Genomic DNA, 17,318 nt, shown 5'->3' on the forward strand with positions numbered 1-17,318 from the left:
CCTTCAAAGGGGGATTCAAACCCTTCCAGCCATTGGGTTTGTCCCAGGAAAGTTTAACCCTTGCCTGTCCCCTTTTTAAGAAGGAGGATTTTAAGGGGGATTGAGGGGGATTTCAACCGATCGAGCCACAGGTCTAAGCTCCTTTCCATTGCCGTCTTAGCCTGTTGCTCGGTCAATCTAACTCGATGCAAGCTCTAATTCAGTTGGAATTAGTCGTTGTTCAATCCACGCAGGCTTCTTTCTGCGGTGTCCTTGTACATCTCGCCGAATTCTTTCACGGCTGCCTTGGACTCATCCACAATGTTTTCCAGTCTTGCATCATTCTTGCCTTCGACTTGGTCAGCTTCCTTAAACCATTCACCGGTAGTCTTGGGCCGCTCATTGTCGAGTTGATGCGCGTCTGCCTTCGCCCGCTCCATCGTGGCTTTCTTGTCTACACGGGGTACGGTATCGGTGGTGAGCAGCAGAAATCCAACCAGAACGATCGAGAGAACTTGCTTGATCTGAATGCTGCCGAGCAATGCGCCAATTCGAGCTGCCGCACGAGAAATTAAGCTTTTCACGATAAACCTCTACCAAAACTTTTTCAAAGGACAAAATCAGATTACCGGGGTAATGCAAACCGTCCCTCTCGCCAAAGTCAGACTTTGAGGGTAGAGATAGGCTGATAGGGAGTGATTCCGCCAGGAAACCAGCTTTATGACTCGTCCGATTTACCTTGATGCCCACGCCACCACTCCCGTAGACGATCGCGTTTTGCAAGCCATGCTGCCCTTTTTCACCGAACATTTTGGCAACCCGGGCAGTTTGCACGCCTATGGCTGGGAAGCAGAAGCGGCGGTCAAACAGGCAAGAGCAACCCTGGCAGCAGCGTTGTGCAGCAGTTCCCCTGCTGGAATAGGCGGCGTATCCCCAGAAGAAGTCATTTTCACGAGTGGGGCAACCGAAGCAAACAATCTGGCAATCAAGGGCGTAGCAGAGGCGTATTTTGCGAAAGGCAAGCATCTGGTCACTGTCCAGACCGAACATAGCGCAGTGCTTGATCCCTGCCGTTATTTAGAGTCGCTGGGGTTTGAGGTGACTTATCTACCCGTGCAGCCGGATGGATTCATCGATTTGGCACAGCTTCGCCGGGCAATTCGATCGGATACGGTGCTGGTGTCAGTGATGGCAGCCAATAATGAAATCGGCGTTCTGCAACCCCTGGCAGAAATCGGGGCAATTTGTCGGCAGCAGCAGGTTTTGTTTCACACCGATGCAGCTCAGGCGATCGGCAAAATTCCGCTCGATGTGGAAGCAATGCAAATTGATTTGATGTCGCTTACGGCGCATAAAGTTTACGGACCTAAAGGAATTGGGGCGCTTTTTGTGCGAAGACGGCAGCCCAGAGTCCAGCTTGCGGCTCAACTTCACGGCGGCGGACAGGAACGAGGACTGCGATCGGGAACGCTGTATCCGCCTCAGATTGTTGGGTTTGCCGAAGCGGTGCGGATTGCCCTTGTTGATCGAGAAACTGAGTCCCAGCGCATTCAGGATTTGCGCGATCGGCTCTGGCAGCAGCTTCAGCCCCTGGGTGGCATTCATCTGAATGGACACGCAACGCAGCGATTGCCGGGAAATCTAAACATCAGCGTCGAAGGCGTAGACGGACAGGCATTGCTGTTAGGCATTCAGTCGTTTGCGGCGGTTTCATCAGGGTCTGCTTGCGCTTCTGCAAAATCGGCTCCATCCCATGTATTGACTGCGCTGGGTCGATCGCCTGAGCTTGCCTATGCTTCGATCCGGTTTGGGATCGGCAGGTTTAACACCGTAGCAGAAGTCGATCGCGTTGCTGCAAGGGTGATTGAAACGGTGCAGGCACTCCGTGCTACAAAGCAGCCGTATGCTCAAAACGCGATTTACAGGACGTTTGAAAAGTCATGACGCTGACCAAGCTGCTGCTTAAGCCGATCGGCGTACGACTTTTGATGAACTATTCGCCCTATTTTTAATCGATCGCTTGCTTAAGCGTACTAATAGGAATAAATCAGGATAGGTATATCGATTCGCGTACCTTTACAGGTGTACAAGAGCTGTTTACAAACCCGCCTAAAGTAAGTTTGCGTTTAGGTTCCCATATCTCAAACTATAAATAAGTCAAATGAATTTACAGCGCTTATCTAATTCACAAATCGTTTGCCGATTGAAGCCAAGGTAGAAATAACCGAACCTTCAATTTGCAATTCATTAGGTAAGATTTCATTACAAAATAATCAGAACGATTAATTAGGAGCTTATTGCATGAACTCACGAATTCCTTATCAAACGGGTGCCAGACCTCACAACTTGAATACTGCCACTGAAAAAGCCGTTCAACCTGCTAAACCCACCGTTCAGTTCTCAATGAATAACGATACAACGCTGAGCAAAGACAAATAGTATTTTTAATCAGTATTCAACATTCGGTTCATTTTTAATGAATGGGTTTGATTAGGGTTTGATCAGGGTTCGATCGCCGTTTCTTTCAGAATGGCTCGGCTAGAAGTCGATGTAGTTATCCTGGCTGCAATCATCGCGATTGTTATTGTTCCGGCGATAATCTCCCGATCAAATTACCGTTCTTCAGTACACTGCTTCGATAGAAAGCAACGGGTCACCGTTAAAACGTCACCTAATCCAAACGATGGCAGAACCATGGTCAACCTACTCTACGCACTGCACGATCTTTCTCAATATATTGCGACCCTAACGATCGCTTCAAAGAGCTCAGGTCAAGCAATTGTTGCCGCTACGGGCTTGTGCCAGGCTATTCAGCCGCCGCTTCAAAAGGCAGACAGTTTTAGTGAAACGAAAGCGATCGGTTAGCTGTTTTGCTCCTGCTGAAGCAGCTTCTCTCTTGAATCGCCCCAATACGCACTATACGTCCACACTTCGCTAATTCCCCGCTCCTTAACTGACCAGCGATAAATCACTGCTTGGGGATCGATGCCGATCTCAATGAGCTTTGCCCCCATGTAGTATTCCATCTGGCGTTTAGTCATGTCTCTAACGCTGTTGGGTTTGCTCTTTTCGATCGTACGGGAAAGATGTGCCTGCGTATGTTTAGCCATGTGCGCTCGGAATCAACTGCGAAAGTTTTGAAGTTAGCTGGTAGAGGTTAACTGTTAGTGTTAGTGATGAAATTTGTCGCGAACCTAGTGGCGAAACTAGCAACGCCAAACGATCGCAAATTGCGAATTAATTTTTCTTCCCAGGCTTTTACCCAGTTTAACGCTCCTAGTTCGAGGCAGCGTTGCCCCTAGCAGCAGAATTACGATTTGCAGCATTACTGTTTGGCGTGAAGGTGATTTCCTCTACGGTTCCCGCTGAACCCATTGTCTTTGCAGCTCCCTGGTTGTATGACAGCGATACTCCGCCAGCGTTACCCGATACGATCGTTAGCTCTTCTTGCGCTGACCAGTTGCGCTGTGTGCCCTTCGTCAAAGTTCCTTCATAGGTTACGCGGCCGTCGGCGATCACCTGTACCCAAGCATCTGCGGTGATATTCATTGCCACGCGAATGGGGGAATTGGTCGCGGAAGAACTGGATGGAGAAGAAATGGCTGCGCGAGCACTAGCTACCGGGGAAACCGGACTGGGAGAAGCGCTCGGCGTGGAAGAAGGAGAAGCTGCAGGAGCAGTAGGAGAAGCAGGAACAGTCGCGGCGGGTGCAGTCGGCGCAGTGGTGATTGCAGGCTCAGACCGTTGAGGCCTAGACAGCAGGCGAGACAAACCGTAAGCCAGCCCTCCTAAAACCAGCAGCCCTGCAATGATCAGCGGCACTGGACTGCGACGATTATCCCGCAGGGGGAGCTGCCTCGCATTGGACGAGTTGGGTTCCCGCTTGCGGCGATCGGGTCTAGATGAATCAGGAACGCGGGTTTCGACCAGACTTTGGGTTGATTCTGCTTGTTCTCGTTCGGGCGATTCGAAACCGATCGCTTCACGCTCGACTGGAAAACTGCGCGACAGCGTCATTCCATCTAGCCCCAGCGCGTCTCCATAGCGGCGAATAAACCCTTGCACAAAAACGGCTTCCGGCAGAATTGTGCTCTGCCCACCCTCTAGGGCTCGTAGAATCCGTAGGGGAATGTAGGTCTTGGCGGAGATGTCATCGAGCGATCGACCCTGATCCTGACGGATGTGTTGCAAGTATTCGCCGATCGCGTTTAGTTGCTCAAGCTGTTTTCTGTCAAAATCGCCCACCCTTTCATCTCCACTAACGCAAGAGAACTCAACTTGGTTTCTACCTTAATCTGAGGCGGGAGCGATTTTCAAGCAGGTTACTCTAGGTAAAGTTTTTTTGAGTTGCGTCGTTTCAAACACAGACTGAAGCAGAAAAGCCGTTATCTGATAAGGTCTTAGCAGGGATTTACACCCCCCTTAGATGGATGTAAAGCTTAAATGAAGAGAGCCAGTTAGAATAGAAAAGGGTGAATGGGTGCCCCTCAAATCTGTTGATGCTTCCCGGCTGTAACTTTCTCCCTGTAGCAGGCTTATGCTAGCTTCAATCAGTTGCCGCTAATTAGCTGCCTCAAAAAGCCCCTCTAGTCATACTCAGGTAATGTTTACACAAACCTTAAATCTATTCTGTTGAGCCTCAAAAGCCGCTAAATTTGTATTCTGGCTTACACAAATGCACGCTTGATTAGCTGGGCGCGATCGTATTCCCTCTAAAAATAACTGGTCTGTTGGGTTAGCAGTATCGTATTAGGCTTTAGTATTGAGCTTTATAAGTGATTAAGCTTTATTAAGTGCAACTGCTGCTCATTCGGTAGCAAGCCATTCCCCGCATTATGGTCTTCTTTGCCTAACAGCCTGCCTTCTAATCGAAATGCACTTTAGCGGAGTCTTAGATGACGATCCAAAATGTAGCAATTCCTCGAAGCTCAGCCACTTCGGACTCGAATTCTAAGCCGCTCGTGCTAGTTGTCGATGATGATAAAGATAATTTGCTGCTATTGCAGTACTCGCTGGAGCTATTCAACTGTGGATTTGTTGGCAGAACGAATGGGATAGATTTAGTTTCGATCGCCCAAAGCATTCAGCCACACCTGATTTTGCTAGATATTGTCATGCCTCGGCAAAGCGGTATTGAGCTGCTGCGTCAGCTTCGGGAAAGCGCCTCAACCCGCCCTATCCCTGTCGTGGCAATTACTGCCCTCGGCAGAGCTGACGATCGGCTGCGGCTGCTGGCAGAGGGGTTTGATGATTATCTCAGCAAGCCGTTTACGCTAGACGATTTGCAGGCAGTGATAAACTTCCACTGCTGTCAGGCTACGCGGAGATAGTTTTCGATCGCGTGTGGCTAACACGGCGTGAAGCGGATGGTCGAATTTCGGGTGGATTTTGAAGAATTGCAATCACGCCCGTTCTCCCGGTTTCGAGCGTAGCATCGCTCAGAAAGTCTAAGACACTGGTACTCAAAACCGATTCAATCACTTCCCGCATGCGTGGCTCAATCAAATGATTCAGATCCTCGCGCACCTGCTTGGCAAGCGGACGGTGTCCTTCTTCTAGCAAAAGCTGTTCGGGCTGGGTCACGGAGTTTTCGATCACGATCGTAAGTTTTTCATCAATGAGCTGGCAGAAGACCTTACTGGGTTGATGTCCCAAAAAAGTGCGATAGAGCAACTGAATTTGCTGCGAGAGGCTTCGTTCCATCTGCCCGCGAGTGAGTACTTGATTATTCATGAAGTTTCCAGGCTCATCTAAATCGCTACTAACAACAGGCGAATCTGAATCGCTACTAACAATAAGCTGACAGTTGATTTACAGGTTCGCTATAGGAAAGATTGAGGTAGCTAACCGGGATACCAGACCGCAGAAGCCACTCTTCCTCGGATTGCAACCTTCAGCGGGGCACGTTACGCTGATCGGCTTACCGCTTCTCTCGTAACTGATTCTCCCGTAACTGAGGCGGTTCGCTGATGTCCGCTCCCTGTTAACGTTCCATCGCTACTATATCGGTCGCTTCGCTGAACTTCATGCTCTCTACGAGGGATTTTGTTTTGAAGCAAGGGTCATTCCCAGGATGTACCAAAAGCCGCTACAGGAATAGCTTGTACCGTTCTTAGCCGTATGCCTGATACCCTACCCTACATCCGACTCAGCCAAGCGATCGCTTCCCGAATCCAGGCTTCTGCATTGTCCGATTTAGAAAGAGCGGTGCTTTGTCCAACCGCTTGCAGTGCGTGGGTAATTTCATCGCTGCTGTAGCCCAGTGCCAGCAGGGTCATTTCGACATCTTCTTGCACAGCGGCAACCGGAGCCGCACTGGGGGTTGACCCCAAGCCCGACTGCATTCGCCATTCTGCCAGCTTAGTTTTGAGTTCCAGGGCAATCCGTTCGGCAGTTTTATTGCCCACACCGGGCGTTTTAGACAGCAGCCGAATGTTGCTTGCCACGATCGCCTGCACCAAATCCTGCAAGCCCAGAGCATCCAGCAACGCCATTGCCACCTGCGGACCAACACCCGTGACGCTGATCAGCTGGCGAAACAAATCTCGCTCTGACGGGGAGCCAAACCCAAACAGCACTGTCTGGTCTTCTCGCGTCTGCATATGGGTAAAAATCTGGACATCTTCGCCCACGGGTGGGAGCTGCTGCGTGAGTCTGGCGTTTACCTGCACGTCATAGCCAATCCCGTTTACATCGATCGTCAAAATCACCCGACTGTTGCTGATCTTCTGCACGCCAGCAACCGTGCCCTTCAGGTAGCTAATCATACAAAATTCATGTCAAACAATGCTTCACACAAAAGAGGGGACTGAAGACTCAGCCCCCACTGCATCCCGTATCTTCTAGCGTACTAAATCCGCTTCAGATCGGGGTACTCAGCAATCATTTCGTCGCTGCTCAGGGTGTCGCCTTCTGCCTGTGGTGTCCATAGCACTTCCAGAGCCAGAAGCCGATCGCTCGAAACAGAACCAAGAACGCTCAACGCCTGCCGCAGATCTTGAGTGGTGTTGATTGTGGGTAGGGGAAGACGCCCGGTCGTTGCCACAATGATTGTTGCGACAATATACTCGCCCGGATCCCGGGATAGCTCTAGGGCACCGCCCGCACCTTGAAGCTGCTGCCGCAGGGTGGATTGACGCAACTGACGATTGACGTTCGAGAGAGTTTCTTCGGCAAATTTGCTGCGTTCTGCGATCGCCAGCCGATTGAACTGGTTTTCGGCAGCTTGCAGACTAGCTTGCTCAGCGTTGCTCGACGCATACACCCAATATTCGGGGTGACGCAGCAGTGACAGCGTAGACTCCTGAAGCACCTGAGCCAAGCCTTCAGAACTGCCTGTATCGGCATTAGTGGCAATCCGGTTCAGATCGGCTTGCAGATCGCGGGCTTGAGCCAGTAGACCGACCTGCACTTTTGCTACCGTCACCGAAGAATCATAGCCGTCATAGCCGTCGCTGTTGTCGTTACCGCCTTGCGCTGCTCCCCGCAGTGCCCGCGTCAGGAAGCCTGCGACCGCAAGAAAGATCAAGATGCTGAATAAGCCACCGCCCCCGAAGCCAAAAAAGGGCAGTATGAAGGGAAACCCAAATCCACCACCGGGGTAGTAGCCGCCACCGCCGCCATATCCACCGTAACCCCCACCTCCATAGGGGCGACTGGGAGCCGGAGCTGTACGGGTCGGAGCGCGAAAGCTGCCGCCACCCACACGCCCTCCGCTTGCTGCCAATGCGCCGCCGGCATGGCTAAAGGCGATCGTAATCACCAAACTGGCAATCAGAAAAGGTTTTAAAGCAGGCTTAATTAATGCAAACAGTTTGTTGAACATAGTCCCGTGCCTATCCAAGCTGATGAGTAATCGTATCGGCTTTGGCTGGGTTCAGGATTAGTGCAGGCGCACAGCATAATGGATTGAACGCTGCTACTGCTCCCAAAAGTTAACCAAATGTTACAAAGTCGCTACCCTTTTAGTTTACCGCCTTCTCTTTAAGGGGATAAGCAGGCTTAAGGTGGATTTTAGCGGAGATAACCGTACTTAATGGCGTAATCCTCCCCCCACGATCGTCACTATTTCCAGCCGATCGCCTGCCTGCATTTTCGTTTCTGTCCAAAACTGGCGATGCAAAATTTCACCGTTGTATTCCACTGCAACGAGCCGTGGATTCATGCCAAGCTGAGTCAGTAAATCGGGTAAGAGCGTTTCAGCAGAACACTGGCGCGGCTCTCCGTTGACTTTCAGGGTGATGAGGTGGGTGGGGGACATCGTGACTTGAATCCTCAAGAAATCGCATGAGCGCGGAGCGTTTGCACTCGATCGAGCTGCGAAACAAAATACTGGGTCATCAGGGTAGGTTCCTCGGCTGCCATAATTGCCCGTACAACGGCAACTCGCTCGGCTCCGGCAGAAAGCACTGCGTCTAAATTGTCTGCACTAATGCCTCCGATCGCAAACCAGGGCAACGCAGCCTGAGCAGCGGCATGGCGCACATACTCCAGTCCGGCGGCGGGTCTGCCTGCTTTGGTGGGCGTTTCATATACTGGACCCACACCAATGTAATCGGCTCCTTCTTCGATCGCCCGGTGCATTTCTTCGGGACTGTGGGTAGAGCGTCCAATAATGCGCTGACTGCCCAAGAGCTGACGGGCAAGGGCGATCGGCACATCGTCCTGTCCCAGATGCACGCCGTCTGCGTCTACTGCCAGTGCAAGATCAATGCGATCGTTAATAATGAACAGCGCATCGTAGCGATGACAAAGCTGTTTCAGGCGTTTCGCATTCTCGATCCGGGTGAGGTCGTTGGTTTCTTTGTCGCGATACTGCACCAGAGAGAGTCCGCCCTGTAATGCCGCTTCGACCACTTCGAGCAAATGATCAGAAGGCGATGTCACAAGATACAGGGTCGATTGTCTTAGCTTCTGCTGTCGCTCATAGCCGCCCAGCCGAGTTTCGAGCGTGTACACCCGGTAGCGCATTTGCTTGCAAGCAGCTGCCATGTCTCCCGAATAAAGCTTGCCGTATTCTTCCAGAACGCGCAGTGCCTCCTGAGTGCGGGAAAAATTGACCTGAAGCACCTGGGCCACACTCGATCGCTCGGCTTCCTGAGGGTGGGTGAGGTCGGTGCCGCGATCGTTTGGGGTATCTCTGGCGGCGCGGAGGTCGTTGCTGTGCCAGTGGGCAAGTTCCTGCCGGAGCTGCTTGCACTCCTCGGTGAGCTGCGTCTGATTCAGTCCAAATCGACACCATTCTTCGATAATTCTCAGCCCTTCACGGGCGCGATCGAGGTTAGCATCGAGAATCCGATAAACGGCTGACTGATAGCCTTCGTTCTGACTGCCCGCTTTACTGCCCATCTTGCTGCCCATCCTGCTGCCTATTGCGTTGATTGTTCCGCCCATTGTGGGATCGAATCCAGTGGGATCAAATCCAGTGCGCTCGAAGAGGATGCTCTAGAAGTATCCACCGTAGGTATCCATCGTGCTGCATTTGCCCCACCCTCCCAACTCTGGAGGACTTTCGCTCCGGGGTTGGGTTCAAGGTCTCTCAATGAAGGACTTCAGGCTCCATTCCAGCTCAAAGTCTCCCAATCTTGAATCATGTAGGGGGCGGTTCGGGTCGCGACTCACACTTTATTAAGTACCTTGTAAGCACCTTTTAGCTATTTGTCATCCTAACAGGACAGCCTCAGCCGTACGCAGCAGAGCCACCGTCCCAGTAGAATTTTTGCTCGTCGAACCATTGCCCCAGCAAAAAAAATTTACCTTATCCTGTCACTACTTTCAGAAAATCAGGCAGAATTTAGTTCATTACTCATCCTCTAGAACGCTATAGACAGAGTTGAATTCGGAGAATTTGCAGAACGATCGCTAAACTTGGCGTTAATCGCTGCTAATTTTTCCTTATTGTTTACTCAGGTCAGTAATTGGGGATTGTTTATTCCGGTCCCTGATCCAGGTTAGTGATCCAGGCAAGTCGGGCAAGGCTGCTGTCCATATCCGTTGGTGTTGGGAAAGAATCCATGCGTTTGATGACTTCACGCGCTCAAAGTGGCTCCAAAGCTCAAAAATCGCTCCTGCCGTTTTTAGATGCGGGGTTGACTTGTACAGGATTGACCTGTGCATCGCTGACGATCGCTTTGACCCTGGCTTTGCTTAATGGCTGGAACAATGCAGCTGCCGCCCAAATCGAGCCGAGTGCACCAGGTTCGCTATCACAGCGCAGCCAAACCTTTCTATTCGTCAATCCAGCGATCGGTCAAGATATTCCGGGTTCTGGCAGTCAGCAATTGCCCTTTCGCACGATCCACCATGCGCTGCAAGTGGCACAGCCTAACACCGTAATTTTGCTTTCTCCCGGACTCTATAGTGCCGAGACAGGCGAAGTTTTCCCGCTCCAGATGCGATCGGGCATCACAATTCAGGGCGATTCCAGCACGGCAGGACAGGGCATTGTGATTCGTGGCGGCGGCGAGTTTGTGAGTTCCAGCCAGGGTTCTCAGAACGTAACGCTAATCGGCGCAATGAATGCGCTGCTTACTGGCATAACGATCACCAATCCCCAGGGTCACGGACTCTGGATCGAGTCGAGCAATCCAACGATCGCCCACAATACGTTTTCAGGCAGTCAGGCGTCAGGCATAACGGTTACGGGCAATGCACTGGCGGCAATTCAGCAAAATCGCTTTCGCCAGAACCGGGCAACCGGACTCTTGATCGCCGGAACTGCCCAGCCGGAAGTGCGGCAAAATTTCTTTGAACAAGCCGAGGTCGGAATCACGATCGCTCAATCTGCCGCCCCGTTAATCATTCAGAATCAAATCCGCCGCAATCGAACTGGCGTATTGGTGCAAGACAGCGCACATCCGGTTTTACGACGAAATGCGATCGAACACAGCAGCGAAGTCGGGGTAGCTGCCGTGAATAACGCCCAGCCTGACTTAGGCACCGCCGAGGATGCAGGACAAAATCAGTTTCGGCAAAACCGCAGACAGGATGTGAACGCTGCCAGCACAAGTCAAACCGTGCCGATCGCAGGCAACCAGCTTTCCGCCCAGCAGGTTTCGGGCAGGGTTGATTTTGATGGGATTGTTACTCAAATTGCCGCTGTGCAGGCGGATCAGGGTTTTGTTCGACCCGCAGAAACAGGGCAGACCCCGGAACCGCAATCGATCGAAATGATTCATCCTGCCGATCCCTCTGCTTTAAGGGCTGCTCCAATTCCCCCTACTCCAGTTTCTGCTTCAATTCCTTCTGCTTCAACAGTTTCAACCGATTTTACCGATCGCCGTTCGACGTTGGTGGCTACCGCGCTCATTGGTCAACTGCCGCCGAGGGAGATTAACGCTGATCGATCGATCGCTGCCCCACGTTTTGCGGTGTCAGGCTCTTTACGGACAGATCGCGTCTCGCCCATGCAAAACACTGCCCAACCTGAGGCGATTGCTGAAGCGGATCCAGCAGTCTCGATTCCAATTCCAGTGCCGCCGCCCGAAAATTCTGGGGTGCGGATGAATCCTGCCGATTCGCTGAATCTACTGCCAGAGGCGTTGATGCCCTCGCTAATGCCCTCGCTGCCGTCGTCTTTTGAACCCGTTTTAATGGCTGCGGTTTCTGTGTCTGTTCCTTTCCGTGCGCCTCAGCCGTTTGCTGCTGGCATTGCTACTCCTTTTGAAAACAGTTCCCCTGCCATTCCGGTAATACAGTCGTCTCTGTCCCTGCCTGCGCCGCCGCCTTTGCCTCAACTGGCTGTCGTCCCGAGTGCCTCGCCTGAAATCGACGATCGACTGACGCTTCAGTCCAACGTTTTGCCTGTTCCCGATGGAGATGCACCGATTGGGAATACGGGAGATATGCCGCGCATTAACGTTTCTGCTGGACAATCCTGGAATGCAGGCAGTGCTGTGTCCAGTCCGGAGCGATCGATGTTGCGCTATCGCGTGGTAGTGGAGGCAGGCAGTGAGCGAGTTCAAGCATTGGTGCGATCGCTCATTCCCAGTGCATTTCTGATTTCGGGTCGAGGGAGACCGCTGATGCAGGTGGGAGCGTTTAGCGATCGAGATAACGCCGAGGATGCGGTTCGGTTGCTCAATCAGAGCGGGCTGAGAGCCGTGATCCAACGACATTAGTAGAGCCTGTCTTTAGTAGAGCCTGGCTTGCCCCAAATCATGCCGCTAAAATAAAAAGGAAAACCTAAAAGTTCGGCATGAGGAATGAACGGTCGGTTTGAGTCTCTGAAACAAAGTTTCATGATTCTTAGTTTTGTGACGGCTGCCCTGCTCGTCATTACCGACTGGCAATTGTCTCAAGCTGACCCTGAATCCCCTATTTTGCCGCCCATCTCAACGCTGCCGCCTCAAGAAGAAGCCCCCTTTAGACCCGTTAATCCCACTCGTGCCGGACTCGCCACAACGCTGCAATCTGCCCTCAATCCTGACCCGATCGCTGCCCACACCAGGCTAGTGGTGCGTCTGGGCGATCGTCAGGTCGTGGTTTATCAACATGATCAGGAAATTGCGAACTATCCGATCGCAGTCGGGCGCGAAGGCTGGGAAACCCCGGTTGGCAGTTTTCGGATTATCTCGATGCAAAAAGACCCGGTCTGGCGACATCCGTTCACGGGCGAACTCTTCTTCTCAGGCGCCGACAATCCCCTTGGCTCTCGCTGGGTCGGCTTCTGGACAGACGGTGTGCATCAGATCGGCTTCCACGGTACCAATCGAGAAGAGCTGATCGGGCAGGCAGTTTCCCATGGCTGTCTCCGAATGCGCGATGCCGATGCTCAGGCACTTTATGCACAGGTTGCAATTGGAACACTGGTTGAAGTTCAACCCTAGTTCGATCGCCTTTTCTCCACCGTCCACAGGCGTTCTTCAAGATCGTCTGGATCAGTGCGGTCTTCGTAGACTAGCTTGAGGCGATAGTCCGATCGCAGAATTTTTCGATTATTGGGTTCAGGATTGAGCAGATAAATTGGATCAAACCCTTCAGCAATGTTCAGATTGCGGAAATCTTCAATAAGCTGCAATCGAATGTCTGGGCGGAGCCATGCACTAAATGCCAGCGTATCGGAAACCGACCCGTCGCTAATGACCAGAGGATTTGGCTGTTGATTAATCATTTCTGAAACGATCGGGTAATAGGCACTGCGCGGATTGCTCTTATTCCACCAAACCACTGCCTGAGAACTGACACTGCAAGCGATAATTCCTGCAATCACAAACCCTGCTAAGAGCAGTTGACCCACTTTTTGCTGCCATTTTCGACGCTCAGTGGTCAGCGTGGTGAATAAAAACGCGAATGTAATCTGAATGCCTAAGATAAACGGAAATAAATAGCGAATCCGCAGCGATCGGCGGCCCCCGTTGATCAAATCAGGAATTGCCAAACAAAGAAATGTGACGCTTACCAATAGCCCGATCAATAGCCAGGTGCGAGGCGGCGTATGACGAATCAAAAAATACAGCGCAAACGCAGCTAAAAGAACAATCAGGAGATTTGCAGAAGCCAGATCGCGATCGAGAAATGCCTGATTCAGGTGAAACACCCAGCGATCGATCATGGCAGATAGCGGCTGATTTCCAATCAATGCAGAAGTCGATTCGCTTACTTGTTCTTGGCGAATAAACAGCAGCGCAATCCAGGGAATAAAACTAATGACTGCACCTGAAGCCGTGAGTAGAAATGCAGTGAGATTGCCAGTGATCCGCCGTTTACCAATTCCTTCCACAATCAGGACATACAAACCCTGCGCCAGCAGCACAAAAGTAAACAAAAGCTGGGTATAAAGTCCGGCGACGACCGTTACTCCATACGCAATCCAGTGGATTGGTCTTCCCAAACGCAAAGCCCGCAGCATCAGCGCACTCGACAGCAGCACCCACACCGTGAGCAAACTGTAGGGACGCGCCTCCTGAGCAAACAAAACGTGAATCGGCGTAATTGCATACAGCCCGATCGCAGTCCAGGCAACTGCCGGATTTGCAAACAGTTCGCGACAAAGCCAGTACAAACAGGGAATCGCCAGAACGCTGAATACTGCTGTCAGGAAGCGCATGGTTCCGACCGAATGCCCGACAAACCCAACCCAGAGCCGCGCCAGCAAAAAGTACAAGGGCGTGTGTTCTGCCGTTCCAGTGAGGGCGTTTAGCGTGTCTCCCCATCCTTTCTCAGGACGCAAACGCTGATACTGCCGAAACTCCTCGACGCTGAGCACTTCTCCGGTAAAAGCTTGCTGCAAAACTTCGACTCGTGTGTTGCCCAGTGTCCGCAGCGAGGTACTAGTTTCATCGATCCAGTAAACTTTGCGATCGAGATGATAAAACCGAAAGAAAATGCCAATGACCAGCAGCGCAACCACGCCATAGCGCAACCAGGCAGGCAACGATCGCCACTCTTTCCCAATTGTCCTGATCCCGATTGCCCCATCGGGGGAGCTGCTTCGCATCGGTTCTGCCACCACTGACCCTTTCTCCCGGAGTCGCAAACTGCTAAAATCCCCCAAAGTTTACCGGATTGCCAGGGGCGATCGCAAAAGGGGGAAGCAAACGGAGCCGATCGCCCGTCTAAGAAAAGAGAATGTTTGAAAAGTTATGGCTATGCCCCGAACTGCTCCCCTGGGTCAATTCTGGCGGGAACCGAGCCTGCTCTCAATACTCAAAGTTCCCCCAAAGTCCCCCAGCATGAGGGGAGTTAGGCGGCAATGTCAAACCCCTCACACTGCATCAAACATCCTCTCAATCGATCGTCATCTCCTGAATCCATGCTTGCTAAACGTCTCCACACCTGGCTAATTCCTGCTCACCCTTCGGTTTCGCAGACGCGCTTCTGGCTGAGTTTGAGCCTGACCTTTGCTGCCCTGTTTGGCATTCTGGGACTGCAAAAAGCATTTGCGAATTTTTACATTGTGCAGGACGACGCCCGGCAGCATATTTTCTGGATGCAGCGATTTCTTGACCCCCAGTTGTTTCCCGATGACTGGATTGCAGATTATTTTCAGTCGGTTGCGCCCTGGGGCTACAGCGGCTTCTATCGGGTGTTTGCGGCGATCGGCATTGATCCGCTATTGCTGAGTAAGCTGCTCCCGCCCCTGCTGGGGTTGATTGCTACTTACTACGGCTTTCGGCTTGCGCTTCAGTTGCTTCCCGTTCCCTTGACCGGATTTCTTGCCTGTCTGCTGCTCAATTACCTGTTTTGGAGTCAGGATGACTTGGCTTCGGCAACGCCCAGAGCCTTTATGCTGCCGATATTTCTGGCGTTTTTGCACTTTTTGCTGAAGCGATCGCTCCTTGCCTGTCTCATCCTGATCGCGCTGGAAGGCTTATTTTATCCGCAGTTTGTGTTTGTGTTTGCCGGACTGCTGCTGTGGCTACCCTTGCGCTGGCAATCAGGGCAACTGAGGCTCTCTGAAAATCGCTGGGATTACTGGTTTTGCGGGGCGGGTTTGCTGGTGGCGTTTCTGGTGCTGCTGCCCTATGCGCTGGTGACGACGCAATTTGATCCGGTAGTGAGCGTAGCAGAGGCAAAACAACTGCCCGACTTTTACGTCGGCGGACGCAATCCTTTCTTTTATCCCGATCCGCTTTATTTCTGGCTGGTTAGCTTTCGAGGCGGGCTGTTTCCTACGTTTAAACCGTTTCTGCTGGCAATCGGTTTTTTGCTGCCGCTGCTGTACCTTAAACCGCTGCGAAACCGATTACCGCTGCTGCGTCAGACCAAACCTCTGATGTTGCTGCAAATCACGATCGTTGCCCTCGGACTCTTCATGATGGCGCATCTGTTGCTGTTCCGGCTCCATCTGCCCAGTCGCTATAGTGCCTATACGCTGCGAATTGTCTTGGTGTATGCGGCGGCGATCGTCCTGACGGTGGCATTCGATGGGCTGCTGCACGGGCTACAACGATCGCGGCAGATTGGCATAAAGGCAATTGCTTGGGCACTGATTGGGGTAACGACGGTGACTCTGTTGCTGTATCCCAGCTACGCCTACCCTTTTATGAAGGTGAACTACAAAACAGGACCAAACCCCCAGCTTTACCAGTTTTTTGCTCAGCAGCCCAAAGACACAATAATTGCTTCCCTGGTACAAGATATCGACTTTGTTCCGACCTTTGCCAAGCGACCGATTCTGGTAGGGCGCGAATATGCGATTCCGTATCACGACGGCTATATCACTCCCTTTCGCCAAAGAGCGAATGATCTGATTCGGGCACAATACAGCCTCGATCGCGCTGCTTTAACCGACGTCATTCGCACCTATGGCATTGATTTTTGGGTAGTGAGCCGCGATTCTTTTCGTCCAGAATTTCTAAAAAATACCTGGATTCGCCAATACCCGGAGGCGATCGAGCAGGCGGTAGCCAATTTGCAACAGGGAACTCCTGCCCTGGCAAGGCAACGGCAACGCTGCACCGTGCAACGTGACGGAAATTTGATCGTGCTGGACGCAACCTGTTTGCTGCGCGATTCTCGCTAATCCTGCCAGTGCAAGTTCGTCCTAATGTCTTATGTTTTAAGATAGTGAGTATTGCTTCTGAGAATCTTGTAAAACTTCGTTAAATTTCAGCCCCTCATGGATATTACAGAGTTTTTTCAGCAAAGTTCAGGAAAATGGTTTTCCCAGCGCACAAGCCATCACCTGGCGTTTAAACAGTCGGAAAGTGGCAAGTCAAATCTGACGATCGAGATACTGCCCAAAGACGACCCGGCTGTCGTCAAACTCTGTCAGCAGTACGAAGTCGATCCGGCTCTGGCACTTTGCGGAGCACGGGTGAGCTGGGACGGCACAATGGAATGGGACGAAGAAAAGCACGCTGGCTCGACGGTGCTAGTGCCGATCGCCGATGCTGAAAAATCAAACGAGGGCAAGCTTCTGCGCGAACAGGGCTACGCTGAAAAAGCTCCAGTGGCAGGACGCTACATCATGGGCAGTGACGACGCGCTGACGCTCATCACCGAATACGAAACGATGTATTCTGAAGAGCGGCTCTGGTTTGCCAGCCCCAATCTGCGCCTGAGAACCAGCATCCTGAAGCGATTTGGCGGTTTCAGCATGGCATCTTTCTGCTCAGAAATCCGTATGGGTGGCGCACAGCCCCAATCGACGATCGCTTCAACCACTGCCGCTACCAGCCCAGCCCCGACCGAAGCCTGATTCCAAGTCCCTGGCTGAGGAAGAAGTTTAATCCAGGGGCAGCTTTCCTACATTGCCCCCTCGATTTCACTTTCTGGTTTTGTCCCCATAAACGGGAGGCTTTGAAACCATTCGGACAGAATTGAGTTTTCCAGGAGCGGCGATCGTTCACCCATCTCCTAATTCACTTCAAAATCCTGCCTTTCGCCTTCAGGCT

17 protein-coding genes are annotated in these 17,318 nt (G+C 51.9%); 8 read left to right on the plus strand and 9 right to left on the minus strand.

Features of this window, described 5'->3' with window-relative positions:
- Positions 1–209 precede the first annotated feature (209 nt).
- Positions 210–563, minus strand: coding sequence for a hypothetical protein (locus NDA02_RS15725; protein ID WP_190792323.1), 354 nt, complete (start codon positions 561–563; stop codon positions 210–212).
- A 136-nt stretch (positions 564–699) separates the two neighbouring features.
- Here NDA02_RS15725 and NDA02_RS15730 point away from each other — a divergent pair, with 136 nt between their 5' ends.
- From NDA02_RS15730 to NDA02_RS15740, 3 genes are all read left to right on the plus strand, one after another.
- Positions 700–1,923, plus strand: a complete 1,224-nt coding sequence (locus tag NDA02_RS15730; RefSeq protein ID WP_190792324.1) for an aminotransferase class V-fold PLP-dependent enzyme — start codon at positions 700–702, stop codon at positions 1,921–1,923.
- A gap of 357 nt (positions 1,924–2,280) precedes the next feature.
- Entirely contained in the window at positions 2,281–2,418 is a 138-nt protein-coding gene (locus NDA02_RS15735) for a hypothetical protein (RefSeq protein WP_190792325.1), read from the plus strand.
- Positions 2,419–2,508: 90 nt separating this feature from the next.
- Positions 2,509–2,844 carry a hypothetical protein gene (locus NDA02_RS15740; protein WP_348255264.1) on the plus strand — a complete coding sequence of 112 codons (336 nt, stop codon included), beginning with the start codon at positions 2,509–2,511 and terminating at the stop codon, positions 2,842–2,844.
- Here the strand turns inward: NDA02_RS15740 and NDA02_RS15745 are convergent.
- Together NDA02_RS15745 and NDA02_RS15750 are read right to left on the minus strand one after the other, a co-directional pair.
- Positions 2,841–3,089: a hypothetical protein gene (locus NDA02_RS15745; RefSeq protein WP_190792327.1), complete on the minus strand. Its 249-nt coding sequence runs from the start codon at positions 3,087–3,089 to the stop codon at positions 2,841–2,843. The genes NDA02_RS15740 and NDA02_RS15745 overlap by 4 nt on opposite strands.
- A 166-nt stretch (positions 3,090–3,255) precedes the next feature.
- Entirely contained in the window at positions 3,256–4,224 is a 969-nt protein-coding gene (locus NDA02_RS15750; RefSeq protein WP_190792328.1) for a helix-turn-helix domain-containing protein, read from the minus strand.
- Between the two features lie 650 nt (positions 4,225–4,874).
- On the opposite strand from NDA02_RS15750, the gene NDA02_RS15755 reads away from it, so the two are divergent.
- A complete protein-coding gene (locus NDA02_RS15755; protein WP_190792329.1) occupies positions 4,875–5,309 on the plus strand; it encodes a response regulator in 435 nt (144 codons plus the stop codon).
- Here NDA02_RS15755 and NDA02_RS15760 read toward each other — a convergent pair.
- The 5 genes from NDA02_RS15760 to NDA02_RS15780 form a co-directional block, all read right to left on the minus strand.
- Positions 5,296–5,712 (minus strand): DUF2294 domain-containing protein, encoded by a 417-nt coding sequence (locus NDA02_RS15760; RefSeq protein WP_190792330.1) that lies wholly within the window; start codon positions 5,710–5,712, stop codon positions 5,296–5,298. The genes NDA02_RS15755 and NDA02_RS15760 overlap by 14 nt on opposite strands.
- A 404-nt stretch (positions 5,713–6,116) precedes the next feature.
- Positions 6,117–6,746, minus strand: a complete 630-nt coding sequence (gene ruvA / locus NDA02_RS15765) for a Holliday junction branch migration protein RuvA (protein ID WP_190792331.1) — start codon at positions 6,744–6,746, stop codon at positions 6,117–6,119.
- Positions 6,747–6,829: 83 nt separating this feature from the next.
- A complete protein-coding gene (locus NDA02_RS15770) occupies positions 6,830–7,804 on the minus strand; it encodes a DUF1517 domain-containing protein (protein WP_190792332.1) in 975 nt (324 codons plus the stop codon).
- A gap of 207 nt (positions 7,805–8,011) precedes the next feature.
- Positions 8,012–8,239, minus strand: coding sequence for a sulfur carrier protein ThiS (thiS, locus tag NDA02_RS15775; RefSeq protein ID WP_348255266.1), 228 nt, complete (start codon positions 8,237–8,239; stop codon positions 8,012–8,014).
- Positions 8,240–8,253: 14 nt separating this feature from the next.
- Complete coding sequence (locus NDA02_RS15780; protein ID WP_348255304.1) at positions 8,254–9,327, minus strand: thiamine phosphate synthase; 1,074 nt, start codon at positions 9,325–9,327, stop codon at positions 8,254–8,256.
- 665 nt (positions 9,328–9,992) lie between these two features.
- Here NDA02_RS15780 and NDA02_RS15785 point away from each other — a divergent pair.
- Together NDA02_RS15785 and NDA02_RS15790 are read left to right on the plus strand one after the other, a co-directional pair.
- The gene (locus NDA02_RS15785) at positions 9,993–12,098 is read left to right on the plus strand and encodes a DUF1565 domain-containing protein (protein WP_348255268.1); all 2,106 of its coding nucleotides are present in this window, start codon (positions 9,993–9,995) and stop codon (positions 12,096–12,098) included.
- 120 nt (positions 12,099–12,218) lie between these two features.
- Positions 12,219–12,806, plus strand: coding sequence for a L,D-transpeptidase (locus NDA02_RS15790; protein WP_348255269.1), 588 nt, complete (start codon positions 12,219–12,221; stop codon positions 12,804–12,806).
- On the opposite strand, the gene NDA02_RS15795 is transcribed toward NDA02_RS15790, so the two are convergent.
- A complete protein-coding gene (locus tag NDA02_RS15795) occupies positions 12,803–14,416 on the minus strand; it encodes a glycosyltransferase family 39 protein (RefSeq protein WP_348247135.1) in 1,614 nt (537 codons plus the stop codon). The genes NDA02_RS15790 and NDA02_RS15795 overlap by 4 nt on opposite strands.
- A 315-nt stretch (positions 14,417–14,731) precedes the next feature.
- Here NDA02_RS15795 and NDA02_RS15800 point away from each other — a divergent pair, with 315 nt between their 5' ends.
- Positions 14,732–16,444 carry a hypothetical protein gene (locus NDA02_RS15800; RefSeq protein ID WP_348255270.1) on the plus strand — a complete coding sequence of 571 codons (1,713 nt, stop codon included), beginning with the start codon at positions 14,732–14,734 and terminating at the stop codon, positions 16,442–16,444.
- A 96-nt stretch (positions 16,445–16,540) separates the two neighbouring features.
- Entirely contained in the window at positions 16,541–17,122 is a 582-nt protein-coding gene (locus NDA02_RS15805) for a phycobiliprotein lyase (protein WP_190790115.1), read from the plus strand.
- Positions 17,123–17,318: the final 196 nt, after the last annotated feature.

The organism is Leptolyngbya sp. ST-U4 (assembly GCF_039962215.1).
Taxonomy (GTDB): domain Bacteria; phylum Cyanobacteriota; class Cyanobacteriia; order Elainellales; family Elainellaceae; genus Leptolyngbya_A.

Bases quoted from the DNA above. Each gene is read 5' to 3' on its own strand.
- NDA02_RS15730 (WP_190792324.1), top strand. From the start codon at position 700: ATGACTCGTCCGATTTACCTTGATGCCCACGCCACCACTCCCGTAGAC.
- NDA02_RS15735 (WP_190792325.1), top strand. From the start codon at position 2,281: ATGAACTCACGAATTCCTTATCAAACGGGTGCCAGACCTCACAACTTG.
- NDA02_RS15740 (WP_348255264.1), top strand. From the start codon at position 2,509: ATGGCTCGGCTAGAAGTCGATGTAGTTATCCTGGCTGCAATCATCGCG.
- NDA02_RS15745 (WP_190792327.1), bottom strand. From the start codon at position 3,089: ATGGCTAAACATACGCAGGCACATCTTTCCCGTACGATCGAAAAGAGC.
- NDA02_RS15755 (WP_190792329.1), top strand. From the start codon at position 4,875: ATGACGATCCAAAATGTAGCAATTCCTCGAAGCTCAGCCACTTCGGAC.
- NDA02_RS15760 (WP_190792330.1), bottom strand. From the start codon at position 5,712: ATGAATAATCAAGTACTCACTCGCGGGCAGATGGAACGAAGCCTCTCG.
- ruvA (WP_190792331.1), bottom strand. From the start codon at position 6,746: ATGATTAGCTACCTGAAGGGCACGGTTGCTGGCGTGCAGAAGATCAGC.
- NDA02_RS15770 (WP_190792332.1), bottom strand. From the start codon at position 7,804: ATGTTCAACAAACTGTTTGCATTAATTAAGCCTGCTTTAAAACCTTTT.
- thiS (WP_348255266.1), bottom strand. From the start codon at position 8,239: ATGTCCCCCACCCACCTCATCACCCTGAAAGTCAACGGAGAGCCGCGC.
- NDA02_RS15780 (WP_348255304.1), bottom strand. From the start codon at position 9,327: ATGGGCAGTAAAGCGGGCAGTCAGAACGAAGGCTATCAGTCAGCCGTT.
- NDA02_RS15785 (WP_348255268.1), top strand. From the start codon at position 9,993: ATGCGTTTGATGACTTCACGCGCTCAAAGTGGCTCCAAAGCTCAAAAA.
- NDA02_RS15790 (WP_348255269.1), top strand. From the start codon at position 12,219: ATGATTCTTAGTTTTGTGACGGCTGCCCTGCTCGTCATTACCGACTGG.
- NDA02_RS15795 (WP_348247135.1), bottom strand. From the start codon at position 14,416: ATGCGAAGCAGCTCCCCCGATGGGGCAATCGGGATCAGGACAATTGGG.
- NDA02_RS15800 (WP_348255270.1), top strand. From the start codon at position 14,732: ATGCTTGCTAAACGTCTCCACACCTGGCTAATTCCTGCTCACCCTTCG.
- NDA02_RS15805 (WP_190790115.1), top strand. From the start codon at position 16,541: ATGGATATTACAGAGTTTTTTCAGCAAAGTTCAGGAAAATGGTTTTCC.